Consider the following 18,103-nt stretch of genomic DNA (forward strand, 5'->3'; position numbering starts at 1 on the left):
GGCGAAGGTGATGCCTGCGACCCCGCACCTATCCATTCCATCGAACGATGTCTTCGAAAGAATAGGATTTGCGCCGGAGACGCCCGATAACTATCTGACGGGGATCAACGAATGGATTTTTCAAGATGGAACTCGGTCTTCATACTTTTGGCGATGTCGATGCCGCAGCACTGGACAAGGGCGCGGAAGGCGCCAGGCGCATCAAGGATCTGCTGGAGGAGATCGCGCTTGCCGATCAGGTGGGGCTCGATGTCTTCGGGCTGGGCGAGCACCATCGCCCGGACTACGTGATCTCGTCGCCCTCGACCGTGCTTGCCGCGGCCGCCGCGATCACCAAAAACATCCGGCTGACCAGTGCCGTCTCGGTGCTGTCGTCCGACGATCCGGTGCGGGTCTTCCAGCAGTTTTCGACCGTCGATCTGATTTCGAACGGGCGGGCGGAGATCATGGCGGGCCGCGGCTCGTTCATCGAGTCCTACCCGCTGTTCGGCTACGATCTCGGCGACTACGACGAGCTGTTCACCGAAAAACTCGACCTGCTGCTGGCCATCCGCGACCAGGAGATCGTCACCTGGCAGGGTGAGAAACGCGCGCCGATCAACGGCCGCGGCGTCTATCCGCGTCCGCTGCAGAAGGAATTGCCGATCTGGATCGCCGTCGGCGGCACGCCGCAATCGGTGGCGCGGGCAGGGGCCATGGGCCTGCCGCTCGCGGTCGCCATCATCGGTGGCGAATATCCGCGCTTTGCGCCGTTCTTCAATCTCTATCGGGAGGCTGCCCGTCGCGCCGGCCAGGATCCGGCCAGGCTGAAGACGAGCATCAACGTGCACGGTTTCATCGCCGACAGCACGCAGGCCGCTGCCGACCAGTTCTACGGTCCGCAGGCCGAGGTGATGAACCGCATCGGCCGGGAACGCGGCTGGGGGCCGACCAACCGGGCGCATTTCGACGAGGCGCGCTCGAAGCTCGGCAATCTCTTCCTCGGCGAGCCGGAACTGGTGGCCGAAAAGATCATCGCCGCCCACCAGGTGTTCGGCATGGACCGGTTCCTGCTGCAGATGGCGATCGGCCCCATGCCGCACGTGCAGGTGATGCGCGGCATCGAGCTCTACGGTACGAAAGTCGCGCCGCTTGTCAGAAAAGAACTGGGGTCGTCAGAAAAGAATTGACGGGCCCGGCCGATGGCGCGAAACCGGCCGCCTGATCAAGTTAGGACGTAAAGCAGACCATGGTTATCTCCACCGAAGACGAACTGGCCAAGCTGAAGGATATCGGCAGGCTTTGCGCGCAGGCGATGGAGAGGATGGCAAAGGCGCTGGAGCGGGGCATCACCACCCGCGAACTCGACGCGATCGGCCGCAAGTTCCTTGAGGAAAACGGCGCTCAATCGGCGCCGGAAACCTGCTACCAGTTTCCGGGCGCCACCTGCATCAGCGTCAACGAGGAAGTCGCCCACGGCATTCCGGGCGACCGGGTGATCCAGGCGGGCGACCTCGTCAACATCGACGTCTCGGCGGTCAAGGACGGTTTCTTCGGCGATACGGGCGCGTCCTACGCCGTGCCGCCGGTGAAGCGCGAGATCGAGAAGCTTTGCCGCGACGGCCGCCGGGCGCTGTGGACCGGGCTGCAGCAGGTAAAGGCCGGCAAGCCGCTTTCCGGCATCGGCAATGCGATTGGCACCTTCGCCAAGAAGAACCGTTATACGCTGATCACCAATCTTTCGAGCCACGGCATCGGGCTGACGCTGCATGACGAGCCGAAGGAAATCCCGACCTGGCCGGACCGCCACGAGACGCGCTCGATGGAAGACGGATTGGTCTTCACCGTCGAGCCGTTCCTGTCGCTCGGCGCCAACTGGGCCGAGGACGGCGGCAACGGGGATCCCTGGACGCTTTACAGCGACCCCAAGGCACCCACCGTGCAATACGAGCACACGATCGTCGCGACCCGCAACGGGCCGCTGATCCTGACCCTCGCGGACTGAGCGAAGACTTCTGCCGTTACGGAAAAATGCTGTCGTTACGGCAGATCGGTCAGTTGTGTTTGTTGCCGCCGGACGCGGCATCGACCCGACGATAGAAGGCATCGGTGCGCTCGGCCTGAAGGTTTCCAAGCATCTGGCGCGTATGGACGCGGGCCGCGCTCTGCAGCAATTGTGCAAAAGCGGCGTAACCGACGGCGTCGGCCTGGCGAAGCTGGGTGATCAACGGATCGACGAGTACTTCGGATAGGGTCAGGTCATGTTCCATGCGCATGCCTCCGCGCCCCGATGGCGATGGCTTAGAGATTGGCTCGCTTTCATGTCAGCAGCAAGACGGTTTCGGTCGTGCACTGCACCAAATCGTCGCGGCACATGCACGATCGCTTGTGTACGGATCCATCATTCCGGTGCATCGCTGCAATGAAAATTCCTCATTTGCCGCGGCCGGACGCGGCTGCGATAACCGTACCATGCTGCAGATCAATACGAGTTATTCGCACCGCCCCCTGCTGATCGGCTTTGCCGGCTCGATCGCCATGGCGGCGGCGATGGGTTTCGGTCGCTTCTTCTACACGCCGATCCTTCCCGGAATGATGACGGGCATCCCGCTTTCGGCCGCCGATGCAGGTTATATCGCCGCGGGTAATTTCGCCGGCTACCTCGCCGGCGCCATCCTGTCGGCCTATGGGTGGGCGGCCGGGCGCGAGCGCAAGGTGGCGCTCGGCGGGCTTCTGGCGACCGGGATACTGCTCGCTGCCATGGCCGCGACCGATTCCGTCGTCGCCTTCATCGTCATCCGGTTTCTGGCAGGCCTAGCGAGCGCACTTGCGATGATCTTCACCTCGTCGATCGTGCTGCCTTATGCGGTTGGCCGCGACAATGTGAACGTCCTGCATTTCGGCGGCGTCGGGCTCGGCATCGCCCTGTCTTCGGCGCTGGTCTTCGTCGTCAACGCGATGGCCGGCGATGGCGCACATGGATGGCGCATGAACTGGCTCGCCGGTGCGGCGATCGTGCTTCTCGTGCTCGCCGTCGTCGCCTGGATCCTGCCGAAACAGGCGATAGGCAGCGGCTCGACGGTCGAGCCGCCGCTTAAATGGCGCCGGCCGCTGGTGCTGCTCACCGCCTCCTACGGCCTGTTCGGCTTCGGCTACGTGATCACCGCGACCTTCCTCGTCACCATCGCGCGGATGGGGAATGCGGGGCCGATCGTCGAATTCCTCGCCTGGTTCCTGACCGGCTCGGCCGCTGCCGTCTCGCTCATCCTCTGGCGGCCGGTGGTCAACCGTTTCGGGCTTGCCAAGGCCTATGCGGCAGCGCTTGCCCTGCAGATGGTCGGCGTGCTGGGGTCGGTCATGCTGCCGCCGATGGCGGGCGCGCTTGTCGGAGGGCTGCTGCTCGGCGTCACCTTCATGGTGATCACCGCCTATGGGCTGCAGATCGGCCGAAAACTCTCACCGGAGAGCCCGCGCCGCGCGCTCGCCTCCGCCACCGCCGCCTTCGGCACCGGCCAGATCATCGGCCCGCTTGCGGCCGGCTGGATCGCCGAAGCAAGCGGCGGCAGTTTTGTCGCCCCGACGCTGATCGCGGCGGCGGTGCTCGTCGTCTGCGTCCTGCTCGCGCTGCCGGTTGCGCGCAGCGCCTGCGAATAATCCCACGGTTACAATTACGTAACCAAGGAACGCGGCCATTGCCGCCCTCTTGGAACTGCCTTAGTTTCCGGTTCAATAGTCGTTCCGACATCCCGTCGACTCGAACTCAGGAAAGCCCAAGCTCCGTGTTCCATTCCTTCTTCCCCCGCCCGCAGCTGTTTTTCACGTCGGCTGCGATCTGGATGCTCATCTGCATCATCGTCTGGTACACTGTCGGTCCTCAGCTCGGAGCCGCCATCGGGCTTCCGCCGCTTGCTCCGGGCGAAACGCCGCCGGTTGGGCTTGCCTATTTCTTCACGCCGGACAATCTTTGGTTTTATCTATACTTTACGATCTTCGTGCTGATCTTCGGGGGGATATGGAAGATCATAGCCGGGGATCATCCCTGGACGAACTGGTCGATCTGGGGTTCGGCGTTCATCGTCTTCATCGCCTATTTCGCAGTGCAGGTGTCGGTTGCCATCAACAACTGGCGCGGACCATTTTTCGACCTCTTCCAGCAGGCTTTGTCCAAGCAGGGGGGCGTGACGGCGGGGCAGCTCTATGCATTGCAGCTCAACTTCCTCGAAATCGGCATGGTCGGCGTGGTTCTCAACGTCATAACGGCGTTCTTCACCAACCATTACGTCTTTCGCTGGCGCACCGCCATGAACGACTACTACATGTCCATGTGGCCGAAGCTGCGCCACATCGAAGGTGCCTCGCAGCGTGTGCAGGAAGACACGATGCGCTTTGCCAATATCCTGGAAGGGCTCGGCGTAACGCTCATCAACTCGGTCATGACGCTGGTCGTCTTCCTGCCGCTGCTCTTCCGCATGTCTGAACAGGTCGGCGACCTGCCGGTGATAGGCGCCGTTCCGCATGCGCTCTTCTGGCTGGCAATCATCTGGTCGCTGTTCGGCACCGCGCTTCTGGCAGTGGCGGGCATCAAGCTGCCGGGCCTGCAGTTCCGCAATCAGCGCGTCGAGGCGGCGTACCGCAAGGAGCTGGTCTACGGTGAAGACCATGCGGACCGCGCCCAGCCCGTCACCGTGCGCGAGCTTTTCGTCAATGTGCGGCGTAACTATTTCCGCATGTACTGGCATTACTGCTACTTCAACATCGCGCGTTACACCTATGGCCAGATCGATGCGATCTTCCTGAACTTCATCCTCATTCCGACCATCGTGGCCGGTCGCATCACCATGGGAACCTGGCAGCAGATCGCCACCGCCTTCGGCGAGGTCAGCAATTCGTTCCAGTATCTCGTGAACTACTGGTCGACGATCATCGAGCTGCTCTCCATCCACAAGCGTCTCAAGGCCTTCGAAGCGGCCATCGACGATCAGCCGCTGCCGGAAATCGACCAGCACTATCTGGAACGCGAAGCCGAAGGTGGAGAGATCGCGGCCGACCGGCCGTATTGATTTCGTCAGCAGGTTTTTAGAACAGCAGTTTTGGCCGCGCCGGACGTCCTGTCCGGCGCGGTTCTGGTTTGGGAGCGGGGCAGGCGGGGTATTTCAATGGTATTGGGTATTCAGGCTTTCCGCCTGCCCCGGCCGCTTCCTGCAGCTTTCCGGGAGTTGTCAGTTCCCGTTCCACCACGTTCGACAGCCATCACCGGAAACCGGGGTCCGAAAACCCTTGGACGAGGATGCCGGTTCGCGAACCCGGTTTCCCATCCGATGACGGGGTGATTATGCGGCGGTTTCGGAGGGCGGGGATGAGGCGCGGGGGTGAATACGGGTAAAGGGTTGATGGAGTTGGATGTGTCTTTCACGGGCGAGGAAAATCGTCCCCGGCAAAGCCCAAATTCTCAGGTCTGCCTCAACCCTAAAGCCCGGACGCCATTTGCGGTTTTTTCCGCTCGCGGATCAGCCTGATCGCCTCCGAATAACTCACGCAGGCAACGTCCTCTTTCGCGCAGACTTCCGTCACCAGCCGTTCCATCGCCCGCCAATAGGCGCCGCCGTTCATTTCGACGAAATGCAGGCCGATCTGGAAGGGGATGCGGTCGCCGTCGTATTCTCGGTCGAAGGCGGCCCTGAAGGCGGAATAGGCGCGTTCTTCGAATTCGGCGGAGCTGCTCGGATTGTCGATGCCGCCGGAATGGCGGATGAAGAGGTTGTAGTCCATGGCGATGATCGGCCGATCGGACGGGCCTTCGGGGATAAGTGGCAGCCCGAAGCGGATGAGGCCGGCCTTTTCCTCCGGCATGGCCGGCCCCTTTGTGACGAGGCTCGCGTCATAACGGATGCCGGCCTTGCGCTCGGCTTCGACCAGACCGGGGCTGGTGGAAAAATAGGGGGCGCGGAAGCCTCCGATCCCGGTCGCGACGAAATCCTTCCAGCCGGCCGGTTCCTCCGATCCGGCGCCCGCCGCCTTCCACGCATTGGTCAGCACATCGTGGAAGGTGTTGAACTCGGCGGTCCAATCGGCTGCCGTCCAGTCCTTGCCGTCGAAATGGCCGCAGGTATGGCTGGAAATATCGTGGCCTTCGAGATGCGCCTGCCAGACGTGGCCGAGCCTTTCGCGGGCCTCGGCAGCCGTTTGGGCAAAGCCGATATTCGATTTGCCGGGCTTCTCGTTCGGCCCCTGATAGCTTCTGGCATTGGCGCGCTCGATCACAAGCGTGCAGGAGAGGAAATAGGTGAAATGGGCATTGGAGCGCCCGGCGAGATCGCGGCTGCGCTGCCAGAGATTGTTGGCGCCGGCGCCGTCGAAGGAGACTATCAGCAACTGTTTCGGCTTGCCAATGGCGTTGTTTGCGGCATCTGCCGCGACGGGGGCAGCGAGGAGACAGAGGGCGAGGGGAAGAGCAAGCGGACGCATCGGGCACCTGAATCATGGCGAAGGGCAGCCGGCCTTGTGGCCGCTGAATAAGGCAAAGCTTTGAGCGGATAGGTTTAAATGTGGATTCCTGCCGAAAGGCCGCGAACGCGCTTTCCCGGCGGGTGTTTTCGGCCTTGCGCTTGCCGTCGTTGCAAAACCGGTGCCCACTTTTGCGCGAGAGGCGTTAAGGGGGGCCTTACATCTCCGGGAAAATAGGCTAGAAGGCGCTTTTCCGCATGATGGGCCGGTTGGGCCGGAGACTTTGATGGCGCAGGACGACGACAGTTTTATTCGCGAAGTGAACGAGGAACTTCGCTCCGATCAGTTCAGGGGTGCATGGCAGCGTTACGGCAGGGTCGTGATCGCGGTCGCCGTGCTGATCGTCGTCGGTACGGCCGCCTATCGCGGTTACGAATACTGGGACACGCATAATTCCTCGCAGTCCGGCGATCGGTTCCTGGCGGCGCTGAAGCTTGCCTCGGAAAACAAGAACGACGAGGCGCTGGCAGCCTTCGACGCGCTCGAGAAGACCGGCACCGGCGCCTATCCCGTGCTCGCCAAGCTGCGCGCCGGTTCGGTGCAGCAGTCCAAGGGCGATGCCACCGGCGCGATCGCCACGTTCTCGGCGGTCGGCAAGGATGCCAAGGCGCCGCAGTCGATGCGCGACCTCGCCCGGATGCGCGCCGCATGGCTCTTGATCGACAACGGCAGCTACGAACAGGTGGCCGCCGAAGTGCAGCCGATGGCGGTGCCCGCCAATCCGCTTGCCAATTCCGCCCGCGAGGCGCTTGGTCTTGCCGCTTACAAGGCCGGCAACTTCGCGCAAGCCAAGGAATGGTTCCAGCAGATCGCCAATGATGCCTCTGCGCCGCGCAACGTCGCCAACCGCGCGCAGATCATGCTCGACAACATCGCCTCATCAGGCAAGGCGCCCTGACGGTTTTCGCCCAGTGCTCCGAGGAAATGGGCTTTAAGGATACAGAATGAGCTTCACCGTCGCCATCGTCGGACGCCCGAATGTCGGCAAGTCCACGCTTTTCAATCGCCTGGTTGGAAAGAAGCTGGCGCTTGTCGATGACACGCCGGGCGTCACCCGCGACCGCCGACCGGGCGACGCGAAGCTTATCGACCTGAAATTCACGATTATCGACACCGCCGGTCTCGAAGAGGCGGGACCCGAGACGCTCGAAGGCCGCATGCGCGCCCAGACCGAGGCCGCGGTCGACGATGCCGACCTGACGCTGTTCGTGGTCGACGCCAAGTTCGGCCTGACGCCGCTCGACAAGACGTTCGGCGAACTCTTGCGCCGCAGCGGCAAGCCGGTGGTGCTGGTCGCCAACAAGTCGGAAGCGCGCGGTTCCGACGCCGGTTTCTACGATGCCTATACGTTGGGCTTGGGCGAGCCGGTGCCGATCTCGGCCGAGCACGGCCAGGGCATGATCGACCTGCGCGACGCGATCGTCGAGGCGCTCGGCGAGGAGCGGGCGTTTCCGGAAGACGATGACGAGGCGCAGACGAATATCGACGTCCGGGATTCCGATTTCGCCGACGACGGCGAGGACGAGACCGAGCCGGAATACGACGAGACCAAGCCGCTGCGCGTCGCCATCATCGGTCGCCCGAATGCCGGCAAGTCGACGCTGATCAATAGGTTCCTCGGCGAGGACCGGCTGTTGACCGGACCGGAAGCCGGCATTACCCGCGACAGCATTTCCGTCGAGTGGGAATGGCGCGGCCGCACCATCAAGATGTTCGACACCGCCGGCATGCGCAAGAAGGCACGCGTCCAGGAAAAGCTCGAAAAGCTGTCGGTGGCGGATTCGCTCAGGTCGATCCGGTTTGCCGAAACGGTGGTGATCGTCTTCGACGCGACCATTCCGTTCGAAAAGCAGGACCTGCAGCTCGTCGACCTGGTGCTGCGCGAAGGCCGCGCCGCGGTGCTCGCCTTCAACAAGTGGGATCTCGTCGACGATACGCAGGCGCTGCTGGCCGACCTGCGCGAGAAGACCGAGCGGCTTTTGCCGCAGGCGCGGGGGCTTCGCGCCGTGCCGATCTCCGGCCAGACGGGCTATGGGCTCGACAAGCTGATGCAGAACATCATCGACACGGACAAGGTGTGGAACAAGCGCATCTCGACCGCGCGCCTCAACCGCTGGCTCGACGGCGTGCAGACCCAGCATCCGCCACCGGCCGTCTCCGGACGCCGCCTGAAGCTCAAATACATGACCCAGGTCAAAGCCCGCCCGCCGGCCTTCATGGTCTCCTGCACCAGGCCCGACGCGCTGCCGGAAAGTTACGTGCGTTACCTGATCAACGGGCTGCGCGCCGATTTCGATATTCCGGGCGTGCCGATCCGCATGCATTTCAAGGCGGGTGAAAACCCGTTCGAGGGACGCAAGAGGAAGCGGTAAGGCAGGCTTCCTCTTCTCCCAGCGGGGAGAAGGTGGCCCGTAGGGCCGGATGGGGGTGGCGCAGCCATATTGTAAGCGCCGAACTCGCGGCCCCCTCATCGCCTCGCATTCGCTCGGCACTTCTCCCCGCTGGGGAGAAGTGGGTGCCACAAGCGGCTGGCTAAACCGTCGAAGGCCGAATTCCGCCGCGCGGTGCCGGCAGTTTCGGCCGCCCTTGCGCGATCAGCACGTTGTTCAGGAACTGCTTTGACGCCGCTTCCCAGGTGAACTTGCGGGCAAGCGCCTGGGCGTTCTCGCGTGAGCAGTGGAGTGCTGCAAGGCAGGCCTCGCGAAGATCTTCGTCGAGCGCGCCGGCTCCGGAACCTTCCTCGATGATGTCGATCGGGCCGGTGACCGGGTATGCGGCGACGGGCACGCCGCTGGCCAGCGCTTCCAGGATCGTGTTGCCGAACGTGTCGGTCTTCGACGGGAAGACGAAGACGTCGGCCTGCGCGTAGGCGCGGGCGAGGTCCTCGCCGGTCTTCATGCCGGTAAAGAGCACGTTGGGGTAGCGCTTCTGCAGGTCGGCGAGGGCGGGGCCGTCGCCGACGACGACCTTTGAGCCGGGCAGGTCGAGATCGAGGAAGGCGGGCAGGTTCTTTTCCACCGCGACGCGACCGACGGTCATGAAGATCGGGCGCGGCAGATCGAAGGGCCGCTCGTCGAGATCCATCGGGTGGAACATGGTCTGGTCGATACCGCGGCTCCAGCGCAGCAGGTTCTTCAGGCCGAGCTTCGAAAGTTCGCGCTCGAGGCTGGCGGTCGCCACCATGCAGCCATTGCCGGCATTGTGGAACCAGCGCACGAAGCCGTGCAGCCAGCGGACCGGGATGGGGAAGCGCGCCGCCACATATTCGGGAAAACGGGTATGGTAGCTGGTCGAGAAGGGAATGTTGTTCTTGAGGCACCAGCGGCGCGCGAGCAGGCCGAGCGGGCCTTCGGTGGCGATATGAACGGCGGTTGGCATCGACGCCTGGATGGCGCTGGCGATCTGCCAGTAGGTGGCGACCGAGAGGCGGATTTCCGGATAGGTGGGGCAGGGAACGCTGGTGAAATCCTGCGGCGTCACCATCGTCACGTCGACGCCCATCTGGGCGAGTTCGCGATTGGTGTTCTCGATCGAACGGACGACGCCGTTCACCTGAGGGTACCAGGCATCCGTCACGATGGTTATTCTTGTCATAAAAGGCCGAACCCGGTTGCCGATCCGTCCACGACTCGCGCGTGACGGAGCGTTGTCGGCCCTCTATCGGAAAAGTTTGTTACAGGCTGATGAAGGGGGCGTGTTGGGGCAGTTGAACGGATATCGGATCGGTGGGATCATCGATCGGTTAAGGAGGATTGCCCATGATTTCGTCGACCGTCGAGCTTCGCAACGTGGCCGGAACCGAGGCGGCGCTGGGGTGGGCCGGCAGCCATACGATCGTCGTCGACCGGGCGGAGGGCAAGGCCGGCGGGCGCAATCTCGGGTTCAACGGCGGGCAATTGCTGGCGCTGGCGATCGGCGGATGTTTCTGTAACGATCTCAGATATGTGGCGCACGAAATGAACATCGATATCGAGGATATCGCGGTTAGCGTCACGCTGCAGCTCGATGGCTCGCCACTGATTGCCGTCAGCGCCGAGCTCGACGTTATCTGCACCTCGGGTGACGGTACCGACACCAGGGCACTGATCGAACGGGCCAAAAGCGTCTGCACTGTCGCCAATTCGGTGATGCGTGGATTTCCGGTATCGTTCCGGGTTGCCGGCTGACCTCCGAGCGAGCCGCCGGCGCTATTCGGCGGCGATGGTGAATTCCTGATCGAATGTCGAGGTCTGGTCGCCGCTCATGTCGTGGATCGTATAGGTCAGCGTATATTTGCCGGCCGGCGCGCCCGTCAGCGTCAGGGTGAAATCCATGGAGAATTCCATATTGGCGTTGTGGCTCTGCAGAACGTTGGTGGAGAAGGCTTTCTTGTCGAGCATGACGTCGCCGTTCGCCGCCTTGATCTTCAGGTCCGACACGAAGTTGAGTTCGTACATGTCGTGGGGAAGCTCTTTCCACCCGTAGCCGATCGGCTCGACATAGGTGATGACCTTTTCACCCGGCTTGAAAATGCTGGACTGCTTTTCCTGGTAGATGCCGTAGCCGGTGGAGGGCGCGGTGACGAAGGTCACCAGACGCTCCGTCAGGCCAAGCTTTCCCCATGCCTCGTAGGTCTTTGTTTCGGCCTTGGTCAGCGCATCGATTGGAGCGGAGTGTGCAGCCGGGGAGAGGGCCAGGACGGCCAGGAGGGCAAGCGCGATACGCATTTTCAGTTCCTCATTGGGAGCGATCGTTTCATCGTCCCAACCCTGTCACATAATGACTGAGAATTGATTTATGACGCAGCACTAAAATCCCACGGACAATTGTCGCCGGTTTCGGCTTTGCCGACGGTCGCAGCCGGCTGTGTCCGTCGGCGTTTCAGCCCGGCAGCAGCGCCGGGCTGATCAGCGCGCCGTGGTGGCCGATGACGACCGACGCGACCGAGGCCCCGTAGGCCGCCGCCTGCGCCGGCGGGGTGCCGCGGATGAGGCGGGACAGGAAAGCGCCGTTGAAACTGTCGCCGGCGCTGGTCGTGTCGACGAGCTGGTCGGCCCTGACCGAAGGGACATGGACGGGGGCGGTGCCGGCGAAGCTCAGCGTCGCGCCATCCGCACCGTTCTTGACCACGACGTTTTCCACTCCGAGCGCATGGTAGCGGGCGATGGTGTCGGCCACCGTCGCGTCGCCGAAATGGGTGGTCTCGTCGTCGAAGCTTGGCAGGACGAGGGAGGCGGCGCGAGCGCCGGCTTCGATCGTCTTCAGCATGTAGTCTTTATTCGGCCAGAGGCGGGGGCGAATGTTCGGGTCGAAGGCGACCATTTTGCCGGAGGCCTTGGCGCGGCGCAGTTCCGACAGCAGCGTCTCGACCGCTTCGGCGCTAAGGATGCCCAGCGTGATGCCGGAGAAATAGAGGATGTCGGCTGCTTCGATCGCGGCGCGCAGATGGTCGGCATCGTCGGCGAGTTTCCTTGCGGCGGCGGTGTCGCGCCAGTAGCTGAAGGTGCGTTCGCCGTTCTTGAGCGTGATCAGGTAAAGGCCCGGCGTCTTGCCTTCGATGCGGCGGATGAAGCCGGTACCGATGCCGGCATCCTTCATCATCGACAGCATTTCCGTCGATAGCGGATCGTCACCGACCGCGGTGAAATAGTCCACCGACCATTCGGCGGGCAGGCAGGCGCGCGCATACCATGCGGTGTTGAACGTATCGCCGGCAAAGCCCTTGCGCAGCAGGCCTTCGCCTGCCTGCGACAACTCCACCATGCATTCGCCGATCGAAAGAAGCCGTCCGCCCAATTGCATCCCTCCCGTATTTTGAAACTCGCATAGGCCGAAGTTTCAGTCGTGGCAAGAGAGTGGTTTCGGAACTTCGCAGAGCCTTGCTTATGCGTTGTCTTTTGATCGGGGGGCACTAGGTTGGGCTGGAACATTTGAGGAAGGAGAGTCGGAATATGGCGACACAGGCGGTCAAGGCAGTCGATGCGAACTGGTGGCGCGGCGCGGTGATCTACCAGATCTATCCGCGCTCCTTTCAGGACTCGACCGGCGACGGGATCGGCGACATCAAGGGCATTACCGCACGGCTGCCGCATGTCGCCTCGCTCGGCGTCGACGCGATCTGGCTCTCGCCTTTCTTCACCTCGCCGATGGCCGACATGGGTTATGACGTCTCCGACTACTGCAATGTCGACCCGATGTTCGGCACGCTCACCGACTTCGACGAGATGATGGCCGAGGCCGAGCGCCTGGGGCTGAAGGTGATCATCGACCAGGTGATTTCCCACACGTCCGACCGCCATCCCTGGTTCGTCGAAAGCCGTTCCAGCCGCACCAATCCCAAGGCCGACTGGTATGTCTGGGCGGACCCGAAACCGGACGGCACGGCGCCGACCAACTGGCTGTCGATCTTCGGCGGGCCGGGCTGGGAATGGGACGGCGTGCGCAAGCAATATTACATGCACAACTTCCTGATCGCCCAGCCGGACCTCAACTTCCACAACCCCGACGTCCAGAACGCCATGCTGGACACGGTGCGCTTCTGGCTCGACCGCGGCGTGCACGGGTTCCGGCTCGATACGGTCAACTACTATTTCCACGACAAGCAGCTGCGCAACAATCCGCCGATGGTCTACGACACCGACGGTGCCGGCATGGAGACGGATACCAACCCCTATTCCATGCAGAACCACCTTTACGACAAGACGCAGCCGGAAAATATCGGCTTCCTGAAGCGGCTGCGTGCGCTGCTTGATAGTTATGAGGGGCGTGCGACTGTCGGCGAAGTCGGCGATGGGCCACGCTCGCTCTCAACGCTGGCGCTCTACACGACCGGCAATGACAAGCTGCACATGTGCTACACCTTCGATTTCTTAGGCCCGGCCTTCGATGCGGCCTATATCCGCAAGGTGATGACGACGGTGGCGGACACGGTCAGCAACGGCTGGGTCTGCTGGGCGTTTTCCAACCACGATGTCGTCCGCCACGTGACTCGTTTCGCCGAGTCCCCGGCGGAGCAGGACCGTGTCGCGAAACTGTCGATCACGCTGCTTTCGGTCCTGCGCGGTTCGATCTGCCTCTATCAGGGCGAAGAACTGGGACTGACCGAGGCGGAGCTCTCCTTCGAGGATCTGCGCGATCCCTACGGCATCCGCTTCTGGCCGGCCTTCAAAGGCCGCGACGGGTGCCGCACACCGATGGCCTGGGAAGCGAGCGAGCCGCATGCGGGCTTCACCACCGGTTCGAAAACCTGGCTTCCAGTGCCGGGCGAACATGCAAGCCGGGCCGTGGATGTACAGGAGGCGCTTCCGGAGTCGGTCTTGAACCATTACCGGGCGGCGCTCGCCTTCCGCAAGGCGCATCCGCCGCTGATCGATGGCGACATGACCTTCCTCGACACCAACCAGGACCTGCTCGCCTTCGTGCGTGAAAAGGGCGGCGAAAAGCTGCTGTTCGTCTTCAACCTGACCCGCGAGCCGCAGAGTTTCACCCTGCCGAAACGGTTCGGCGAAAGCCTGCCGGTCAACCTGCCGGGCTTCATGTCGCGGCTCGAAAAGGGCGTGGTGAAGCTCGACGCCCTCGACGTGTTCTGCGCCCGGGTGTGAAGGCCTTTACGTCGGCGGCATATTCTCGAATTTCGGCAGGGCCGGATCGAGGTGGTCCCAGGCGTGGCCGGCGGCGTGCCAGGTCACGAATTGCGGCTTGTACCGGCTCGGATCGTCGAGGCTGCCGGCGCGGATGACGAAGTAATCCGGGTGGGCGGGGAATGTCATGTAGACGGGCGAACCGCAGGTGGGGCAGAAGGCCCGTCTTTTGACGGTTCCGCCGTCACCGGTCGCCTCCCAGTGGGTCGCCTTGCCCTCGACCTTGACGGCTGTGCTTGCGAAGGTGAGGTGGGAGGCGTGGCCGGTGCCGCTTTCGCGCTGGCACTGGCGGCACTGGCAATCGACCATGACCGCCGGTTCGGCGGAGATTTCATAGCGAAGTGCGCCACAGGCGCATCCGCCCGTAAAAAGGGGGCTCATATCTTGTCTCCATAGGATGGTCCAACCGCGGGCGGAAGGCGTTCGGCCGAAACCTTCGCCCCTGGTCCGGGGCTTGCCTGGATCATGGGGCGAAGGCCGCGACGGTGCTTCAGGCCGGGATGCGACGGTCGTATTCTTCCTTGAGGCGGCTCCAGCCTCCCCAGAACGGTTCAGGTTCGGCGCCGGTCGCCCGGGCGACCAGGATGTCGAGGTGGATGTGCCAGCCGGCGCCGACCATGACCATGTTGCGGCGATCGGAGATCCGCCGATGCGTGACGGTGAGCAGGATTTCGCTGCCGGCGGGCTGTAGTTCAAAGCTGACCTCGCCGCGCGGCGGCCAGGAAAAAACGAGGCGGTGCGGAGGCTCGAACGCGATCACCTCGCTCTGAATGCTGTGTTCGACGGGAAAGCCTTCCGGCCTGCCTTCCGACGAGCCGGACAGTTCGTCGTTGCGCCAGGTGAGTTCGAAGGAGCTGCCCGCTTGCGCCGGTATGATGCCCGATGCGAGCCACTGGCGGCGAAGATCGCTGTCGGTGAGATAATCCCAGATCCTTTCGATCGGACCGGGCAACCGGCGCTGGATGGTGAAGGCGAAAGGTTCGGCCACAGCGCCGTATTTGTTCAACGATGTCATGTCGTTCATCGGTCTTCTCCCGTTTCAGGTTCAGTTTCGGATTTCCGTGGGGCAGGGGATTTCAGCGGATTTTTCTGGAGTTCGTCCCGGGCGTTCTTTTGAGCGTCCTCCTCCCTGAGAAGGCGTTCCAGGATATCGAGCCTGTTGGTCCAGAAGCGCTCATAGAAGGTGAGCCACTCATGAGCGGTCGCAAGCGGCCCGGGTTCGAGGCGGCAGAGATGGGTGCGGCCGTGGATCTCGCGGCGGATCAGCCCTGCGCCTTCCAGCACCTTGATGTGTTTCGAGGCCGCCGCGAGTGACATGTCGTGCGGCTTGGCCAGCTGGCTGACGGTGCGCTCGCCCTGCGCCAGCTCGCGGAGCATGCGGCGGCGCGTGCCGTCGCTGAGGGCGTGAAAGACCGTATCGATCGGATGTGTTTGTAATTCAACCATGTGGTTGAATATGCGCGCGCAGGATTTTATTGTCAACCGATCGGTTGAGTAATTTTTAAGAAGAGAGAAACGGGCGGATCAGGCCTCGGCGTAGCGGGCGGGTTCGCTTCTGAGCCGGGTGATATCCTGGATGGGCGGGGCGCCGAACAGGCGGCGGTATTCGCGGCTGAACTGCGAGGGGCTGTCGTAGCCGACCTGATGGGCGGCGGTGGCTGCATCCATGGCCTTGCCGAGGATGAGGCGGCGGGCCTCCTGCAGGCGCAGCTGCTTCTGGTATTGCAGTGGGCTCATCGCCGTCACCTCCCGAAAATGCTGGTGCAGCGAGGACGTGCTCATGCGCGCTTCGACTGCGACCTGCTCGATCGAAAAGGGGGCGGAAAAGTTCTGGCGGATCCAGGAGATTGCCCGGTTGACCTGCTGCAGCCGGTTTTCGGGCGCCAGAATCTGGCGGATCATCTCGGCCTGGTCGCCACGCAGCAGGCGGAACATCAGCTCGCGCTCGATCAGCGGCGCCAGATAAGCGATCTCGTCGGGCTTATCGAGAAGCTGGGTGAGGCGGAGCGCGGCATCCAGGAATTCCGGCGTGGTATGACCGAGGCCGATGCATTTCTTGCGCATCGTTGGGACACCCGGCCCAGCCGGCATGTCCACCAGCATTTCGCTGAGCAGCTTCAGGTCGAGATCGAGGCGCAGGCATAGATACGGCTGTTGCTCCGTCGCCTCGATGACCTGGCCGGTGACGGGCATGTCGACCGAAACGACCAGATACTGGCCGGGACTGTATCGAAAGATCTCGTCCGCCAGCATGACCTGTTTCGCCCCTTGCGCGATGATGCACACCGCCGGCTGGTGGATGGCGTGCAGCGGCTCGGTCGGCTTCGACATCCGGATCACCGACAGGCGGGGGATCGCGGTTTCGAATACACCGTCGCCATCGGTGTTTTGTGCAATCAGCTGGGCAATTTGATCGAGTTTTTCCATCTTGGGCCTCGTGCGGAAGTGTGAACGCCGAGAGATACGGGATGTCTGCGGTTTGGCGTGAGCATCATATGGTGGCGCTGTTGGCCGTTTCAATTGAGCTTCGGAGGATTGTGCAATCATGCCGGAGGACTGGTCTACCGCTCGCCCGCTGCTTTCCACCATATTCGGCTCGTCCGATCGAACCAGCCCGGACGCAGATGGAGATGGTGATGAGCAATTTTCAGCGCTTACTTGAAAGCCCCTTCCATTGGGCCGCCGATTTTGCCGGCGGCTTCCTCCGACGTTCCCGCGGCACGGAAAGACGCCGTCGCGAACGGATGCTCAGGAGGGAATATCTCAATGGCTGAACGGCTTTTTCGCGCCCCCTCGGGTTTCCGAGCCCCGCTGGCGTTTGCCGCCTTTGCCGCGGCCTTCACCTTCATCGCGACCTTTACGGCGCCTGCGCACGACATCAGACAAGAGGAGAAAACCATGACCGAGCATCCCTATGCCGGAATGTGGGTGACCGAGGACAACCACATCCGCCACGAACTGCTGCCGAACGGCCGCTATGTCGAAGCGCGCGGCACCCGCGAAAAGGCCTATGAGGGCCGCTACTGGGTGACCGGCAATCATATCGACTACAAGGACGACACCGGCTTTACCGCCGACGGCGATTTTCGCGACGGGGTGCTTTATCATGCGGGGATGGTGTTGAGGCGGAGGTGAGCTAACCGATCAACTTGTCGTAATCAGCGTGCGAGCCAATTCAGAACCAGATGAAATCTTCTCTATCTTGGATGGCCAGTGCCCTCCGAGATTTTCCGACCCGAGCCGACCAACGTGTGCCGATGCGTTTGAAGTGCAATGACGGATGCTTCGGATCCCGCTTCAGGAGTTCGAAATTCGCGTCGGCAAGCTTTTGCACCTGTTCGGGCAGCTTTGCATACGCGGCCCAAAAGCCCGAGGTCGCATAGTGCCTCACAGCGATTTTGTCTTGCCGGCGTGGAGTTCGGTCAGGGCTTCCTCGGCAAGGCGATCGAATTTGCCTTCGGCATCGTCTTTCTCGATCTGCCGGTCCCAGCGTTCGGCCTGAAATTCGTCGAACCAGAGCGAGAATGCTTCCAGCTCTTTCGGATCGAGTAGCGCCACGGATTTTTCAATCTGCTCAAGCTTGGTCATAGATCACCTCATTCGCAAGCAAGATAATCGCTGGGAGAGACTTTCAAAGTTACCCGATTAGCATCGACTTTTCCATGTCCACCCTGTCTTGTCCGGTATCTGCAAGCGAGGGATGATCCGGAGGCAGGACGACTTTTTTGGGCTCTCCGCCCTATGCTGGGCGAGCTGTTCGAGGAAATGAAGCAATGAGCAAGAACAGATATCCCTTGAAGCTTCCGGCCTCCATCAAGGCGGCTGCTGCACGGCTGGCCAAAGAGGATGGCGTATTCCTGAACCAGTGGATCGCGTCAGCAGTCGCTCAGAAAATCGGAGCGGTTGAGACGGCTGCGGAGTTTCTAAAGAAACGCGCTGGCAATGCGAAATGGAAGGCGATGAGCTTCCCGAGGGCTGGATGAAAGCCAAAGGCTATCAGA

At 62.4% G+C, this 18,103-nt stretch carries 20 protein-coding genes; 10 read left to right on the forward strand and 10 right to left on the reverse strand.

Annotated elements, in window-relative coordinates:
• Nucleotides 1–125: 125 nt before the first annotated feature.
• On the forward strand, nt 126–1,169 hold the full coding sequence (locus tag ABCW43_RS12710; RefSeq protein WP_345924794.1) for an LLM class flavin-dependent oxidoreductase: 1,044 nt from the start codon (nt 126–128) through the stop codon (nt 1,167–1,169).
• A gap of 59 nt (nt 1,170–1,228) precedes the next feature.
• The gene (map, locus tag ABCW43_RS12715) at nt 1,229–1,984 is read left to right on the forward strand and encodes a type I methionyl aminopeptidase (RefSeq protein WP_345924796.1); all 756 of its coding nucleotides are present in this window, start codon (nt 1,229–1,231) and stop codon (nt 1,982–1,984) included.
• A gap of 49 nt (nt 1,985–2,033) precedes the next feature.
• Here the strand turns inward: map and ABCW43_RS12720 are convergent, their stop codons facing one another.
• Nucleotides 2,034–2,249, reverse strand: coding sequence for a hypothetical protein (locus ABCW43_RS12720; protein ID WP_345924798.1), 216 nt, complete (start codon nt 2,247–2,249; stop codon nt 2,034–2,036).
• 202 nt (nt 2,250–2,451) lie between these two features.
• Between ABCW43_RS12720 and ABCW43_RS12725 the strand changes: the two genes are divergently transcribed.
• Nucleotides 2,452–3,633: a YbfB/YjiJ family MFS transporter gene (locus ABCW43_RS12725; protein ID WP_345924800.1), complete on the forward strand. Its 1,182-nt coding sequence runs from the start codon at nt 2,452–2,454 to the stop codon at nt 3,631–3,633.
• Between the two features lie 125 nt (nt 3,634–3,758).
• Nucleotides 3,759–5,039, forward strand: a complete 1,281-nt coding sequence (gene sbmA / locus ABCW43_RS12730; RefSeq protein WP_345924802.1) for a peptide antibiotic transporter SbmA — start codon at nt 3,759–3,761, stop codon at nt 5,037–5,039.
• A 406-nt stretch (nt 5,040–5,445) separates the two neighbouring features.
• Here sbmA and ABCW43_RS12735 read toward each other — a convergent pair whose 3' ends face one another.
• Entirely contained in the window at nt 5,446–6,444 is a 999-nt protein-coding gene (locus tag ABCW43_RS12735) for a polysaccharide deacetylase family protein (RefSeq protein WP_345924804.1), read from the reverse strand.
• A gap of 265 nt (nt 6,445–6,709) precedes the next feature.
• Here ABCW43_RS12735 and ABCW43_RS12740 point away from each other — a divergent pair, with 265 nt between their 5' ends.
• Both ABCW43_RS12740 and der read left to right on the forward strand, forming a co-directional pair.
• Nucleotides 6,710–7,381 carry a tetratricopeptide repeat protein gene (locus ABCW43_RS12740; protein ID WP_345924806.1) on the forward strand — a complete coding sequence of 224 codons (672 nt, stop codon included), beginning with the start codon at nt 6,710–6,712 and terminating at the stop codon, nt 7,379–7,381.
• Nucleotides 7,382–7,427: 46 nt separating this feature from the next.
• Nucleotides 7,428–8,855, forward strand: a complete 1,428-nt coding sequence (gene der, locus ABCW43_RS12745) for a ribosome biogenesis GTPase Der (protein WP_345924808.1) — start codon at nt 7,428–7,430, stop codon at nt 8,853–8,855.
• 160 nt (nt 8,856–9,015) lie between these two features.
• Here the strand turns inward: der and ABCW43_RS12750 are convergent, their stop codons facing one another.
• Nucleotides 9,016–10,077, reverse strand: a complete 1,062-nt coding sequence (locus ABCW43_RS12750; RefSeq protein WP_345924810.1) for a glycosyltransferase family 4 protein — start codon at nt 10,075–10,077, stop codon at nt 9,016–9,018.
• Nucleotides 10,078–10,241: 164 nt separating this feature from the next.
• Here ABCW43_RS12750 and ABCW43_RS12755 point away from each other — a divergent pair, with 164 nt between their 5' ends.
• Entirely contained in the window at nt 10,242–10,649 is a 408-nt protein-coding gene (locus ABCW43_RS12755) for an OsmC family protein (RefSeq protein ID WP_345924812.1), read from the forward strand.
• 21 nt (nt 10,650–10,670) lie between these two features.
• On the opposite strand, the gene ABCW43_RS12760 is transcribed toward ABCW43_RS12755, so the two are convergent.
• Together ABCW43_RS12760 and ABCW43_RS12765 are read right to left on the reverse strand one after the other, a co-directional pair.
• The gene (locus ABCW43_RS12760; protein WP_345924813.1) at nt 10,671–11,189 is read right to left on the reverse strand and encodes a hypothetical protein; all 519 of its coding nucleotides are present in this window, start codon (nt 11,187–11,189) and stop codon (nt 10,671–10,673) included.
• Nucleotides 11,190–11,343: 154 nt separating this feature from the next.
• Complete coding sequence (locus ABCW43_RS12765) at nt 11,344–12,258, reverse strand: sugar kinase (RefSeq protein ID WP_345924815.1); 915 nt, start codon at nt 12,256–12,258, stop codon at nt 11,344–11,346.
• 155 nt (nt 12,259–12,413) lie between these two features.
• Here ABCW43_RS12765 and bglA point away from each other — a divergent pair, with 155 nt between their 5' ends.
• Entirely contained in the window at nt 12,414–14,063 is a 1,650-nt protein-coding gene (gene bglA / locus ABCW43_RS12770) for a beta-galactosidase BglA (RefSeq protein WP_345924818.1), read from the forward strand.
• A 6-nt stretch (nt 14,064–14,069) separates the two neighbouring features.
• Here bglA and ABCW43_RS12775 read toward each other — a convergent pair whose 3' ends face one another.
• The 4 genes from ABCW43_RS12775 to ABCW43_RS12790 form a co-directional block, all read right to left on the reverse strand.
• Nucleotides 14,070–14,483 carry a GFA family protein gene (locus ABCW43_RS12775; RefSeq protein WP_345924820.1) on the reverse strand — a complete coding sequence of 138 codons (414 nt, stop codon included), beginning with the start codon at nt 14,481–14,483 and terminating at the stop codon, nt 14,070–14,072.
• 109 nt (nt 14,484–14,592) lie between these two features.
• Nucleotides 14,593–15,126 carry an SRPBCC family protein gene (locus tag ABCW43_RS12780; RefSeq protein ID WP_345924822.1) on the reverse strand — a complete coding sequence of 178 codons (534 nt, stop codon included), beginning with the start codon at nt 15,124–15,126 and terminating at the stop codon, nt 14,593–14,595.
• On the reverse strand, nt 15,123–15,548 hold the full coding sequence (locus ABCW43_RS12785) for an ArsR/SmtB family transcription factor (protein WP_345924824.1): 426 nt from the start codon (nt 15,546–15,548) through the stop codon (nt 15,123–15,125). Before ABCW43_RS12785 ends, ABCW43_RS12780 begins: the two co-directional genes overlap by 4 nt.
• A 78-nt stretch (nt 15,549–15,626) precedes the next feature.
• On the reverse strand, nt 15,627–16,529 hold the full coding sequence (locus ABCW43_RS12790) for an AraC family transcriptional regulator (protein WP_345924826.1): 903 nt from the start codon (nt 16,527–16,529) through the stop codon (nt 15,627–15,629).
• A 339-nt stretch (nt 16,530–16,868) separates the two neighbouring features.
• Between ABCW43_RS12790 and ABCW43_RS12795 the strand changes: the two genes are divergently transcribed.
• Nucleotides 16,869–17,237: an Atu4866 domain-containing protein gene (locus ABCW43_RS12795; protein ID WP_345924828.1), complete on the forward strand. Its 369-nt coding sequence runs from the start codon at nt 16,869–16,871 to the stop codon at nt 17,235–17,237.
• 252 nt (nt 17,238–17,489) lie between these two features.
• Here ABCW43_RS12795 and ABCW43_RS12800 read toward each other — a convergent pair whose 3' ends face one another.
• Nucleotides 17,490–17,690: a hypothetical protein gene (locus ABCW43_RS12800; RefSeq protein ID WP_345924830.1), complete on the reverse strand. Its 201-nt coding sequence runs from the start codon at nt 17,688–17,690 to the stop codon at nt 17,490–17,492.
• Nucleotides 17,691–17,875: 185 nt separating this feature from the next.
• Here ABCW43_RS12800 and ABCW43_RS12805 point away from each other — a divergent pair, with 185 nt between their 5' ends.
• On the forward strand, nt 17,876–18,085 hold the full coding sequence (locus tag ABCW43_RS12805) for a pilus assembly protein HicB (protein WP_345924832.1): 210 nt from the start codon (nt 17,876–17,878) through the stop codon (nt 18,083–18,085).
• The last annotated feature ends 18 nt before the right edge of the window (nt 18,086–18,103 follow it).

The sequence above is a fragment of the Neorhizobium tunisiense genome, assembly GCF_039631515.1.
In the GTDB taxonomy this organism is placed as follows: Bacteria; Pseudomonadota; Alphaproteobacteria; order Rhizobiales; family Rhizobiaceae; genus Neorhizobium.

Coding starts and splice junctions, on each gene's coding strand:
- ABCW43_RS12710 (WP_345924794.1), top strand. CDS start 126: ATGGAACTCGGTCTTCATACTTTTGGCGATGTCGATGCCGCAGCACTG.
- map (WP_345924796.1), top strand. CDS start 1,229: ATGGTTATCTCCACCGAAGACGAACTGGCCAAGCTGAAGGATATCGGC.
- ABCW43_RS12720 (WP_345924798.1), bottom strand. CDS start 2,249: ATGGAACATGACCTGACCCTATCCGAAGTACTCGTCGATCCGTTGATC.
- ABCW43_RS12725 (WP_345924800.1), top strand. CDS start 2,452: ATGCTGCAGATCAATACGAGTTATTCGCACCGCCCCCTGCTGATCGGC.
- ABCW43_RS12735 (WP_345924804.1), bottom strand. CDS start 6,444: ATGCGTCCGCTTGCTCTTCCCCTCGCCCTCTGTCTCCTCGCTGCCCCC.
- ABCW43_RS12740 (WP_345924806.1), top strand. CDS start 6,710: ATGGCGCAGGACGACGACAGTTTTATTCGCGAAGTGAACGAGGAACTT.
- der (WP_345924808.1), top strand. CDS start 7,428: ATGAGCTTCACCGTCGCCATCGTCGGACGCCCGAATGTCGGCAAGTCC.
- ABCW43_RS12750 (WP_345924810.1), bottom strand. CDS start 10,077: ATGACAAGAATAACCATCGTGACGGATGCCTGGTACCCTCAGGTGAAC.
- ABCW43_RS12755 (WP_345924812.1), top strand. CDS start 10,242: ATGATTTCGTCGACCGTCGAGCTTCGCAACGTGGCCGGAACCGAGGCG.
- ABCW43_RS12760 (WP_345924813.1), bottom strand. CDS start 11,189: ATGCGTATCGCGCTTGCCCTCCTGGCCGTCCTGGCCCTCTCCCCGGCT.
- bglA (WP_345924818.1), top strand. CDS start 12,414: ATGGCGACACAGGCGGTCAAGGCAGTCGATGCGAACTGGTGGCGCGGC.
- ABCW43_RS12775 (WP_345924820.1), bottom strand. CDS start 14,483: ATGAGCCCCCTTTTTACGGGCGGATGCGCCTGTGGCGCACTTCGCTAT.
- ABCW43_RS12780 (WP_345924822.1), bottom strand. CDS start 15,126: ATGAACGACATGACATCGTTGAACAAATACGGCGCTGTGGCCGAACCT.
- ABCW43_RS12785 (WP_345924824.1), bottom strand. CDS start 15,548: ATGGTTGAATTACAAACACATCCGATCGATACGGTCTTTCACGCCCTC.
- ABCW43_RS12790 (WP_345924826.1), bottom strand. CDS start 16,529: ATGGAAAAACTCGATCAAATTGCCCAGCTGATTGCACAAAACACCGAT.
- ABCW43_RS12795 (WP_345924828.1), top strand. CDS start 16,869: ATGGCTGAACGGCTTTTTCGCGCCCCCTCGGGTTTCCGAGCCCCGCTG.
- ABCW43_RS12800 (WP_345924830.1), bottom strand. CDS start 17,690: ATGACCAAGCTTGAGCAGATTGAAAAATCCGTGGCGCTACTCGATCCG.
- ABCW43_RS12805 (WP_345924832.1), top strand. CDS start 17,876: ATGAGCAAGAACAGATATCCCTTGAAGCTTCCGGCCTCCATCAAGGCG.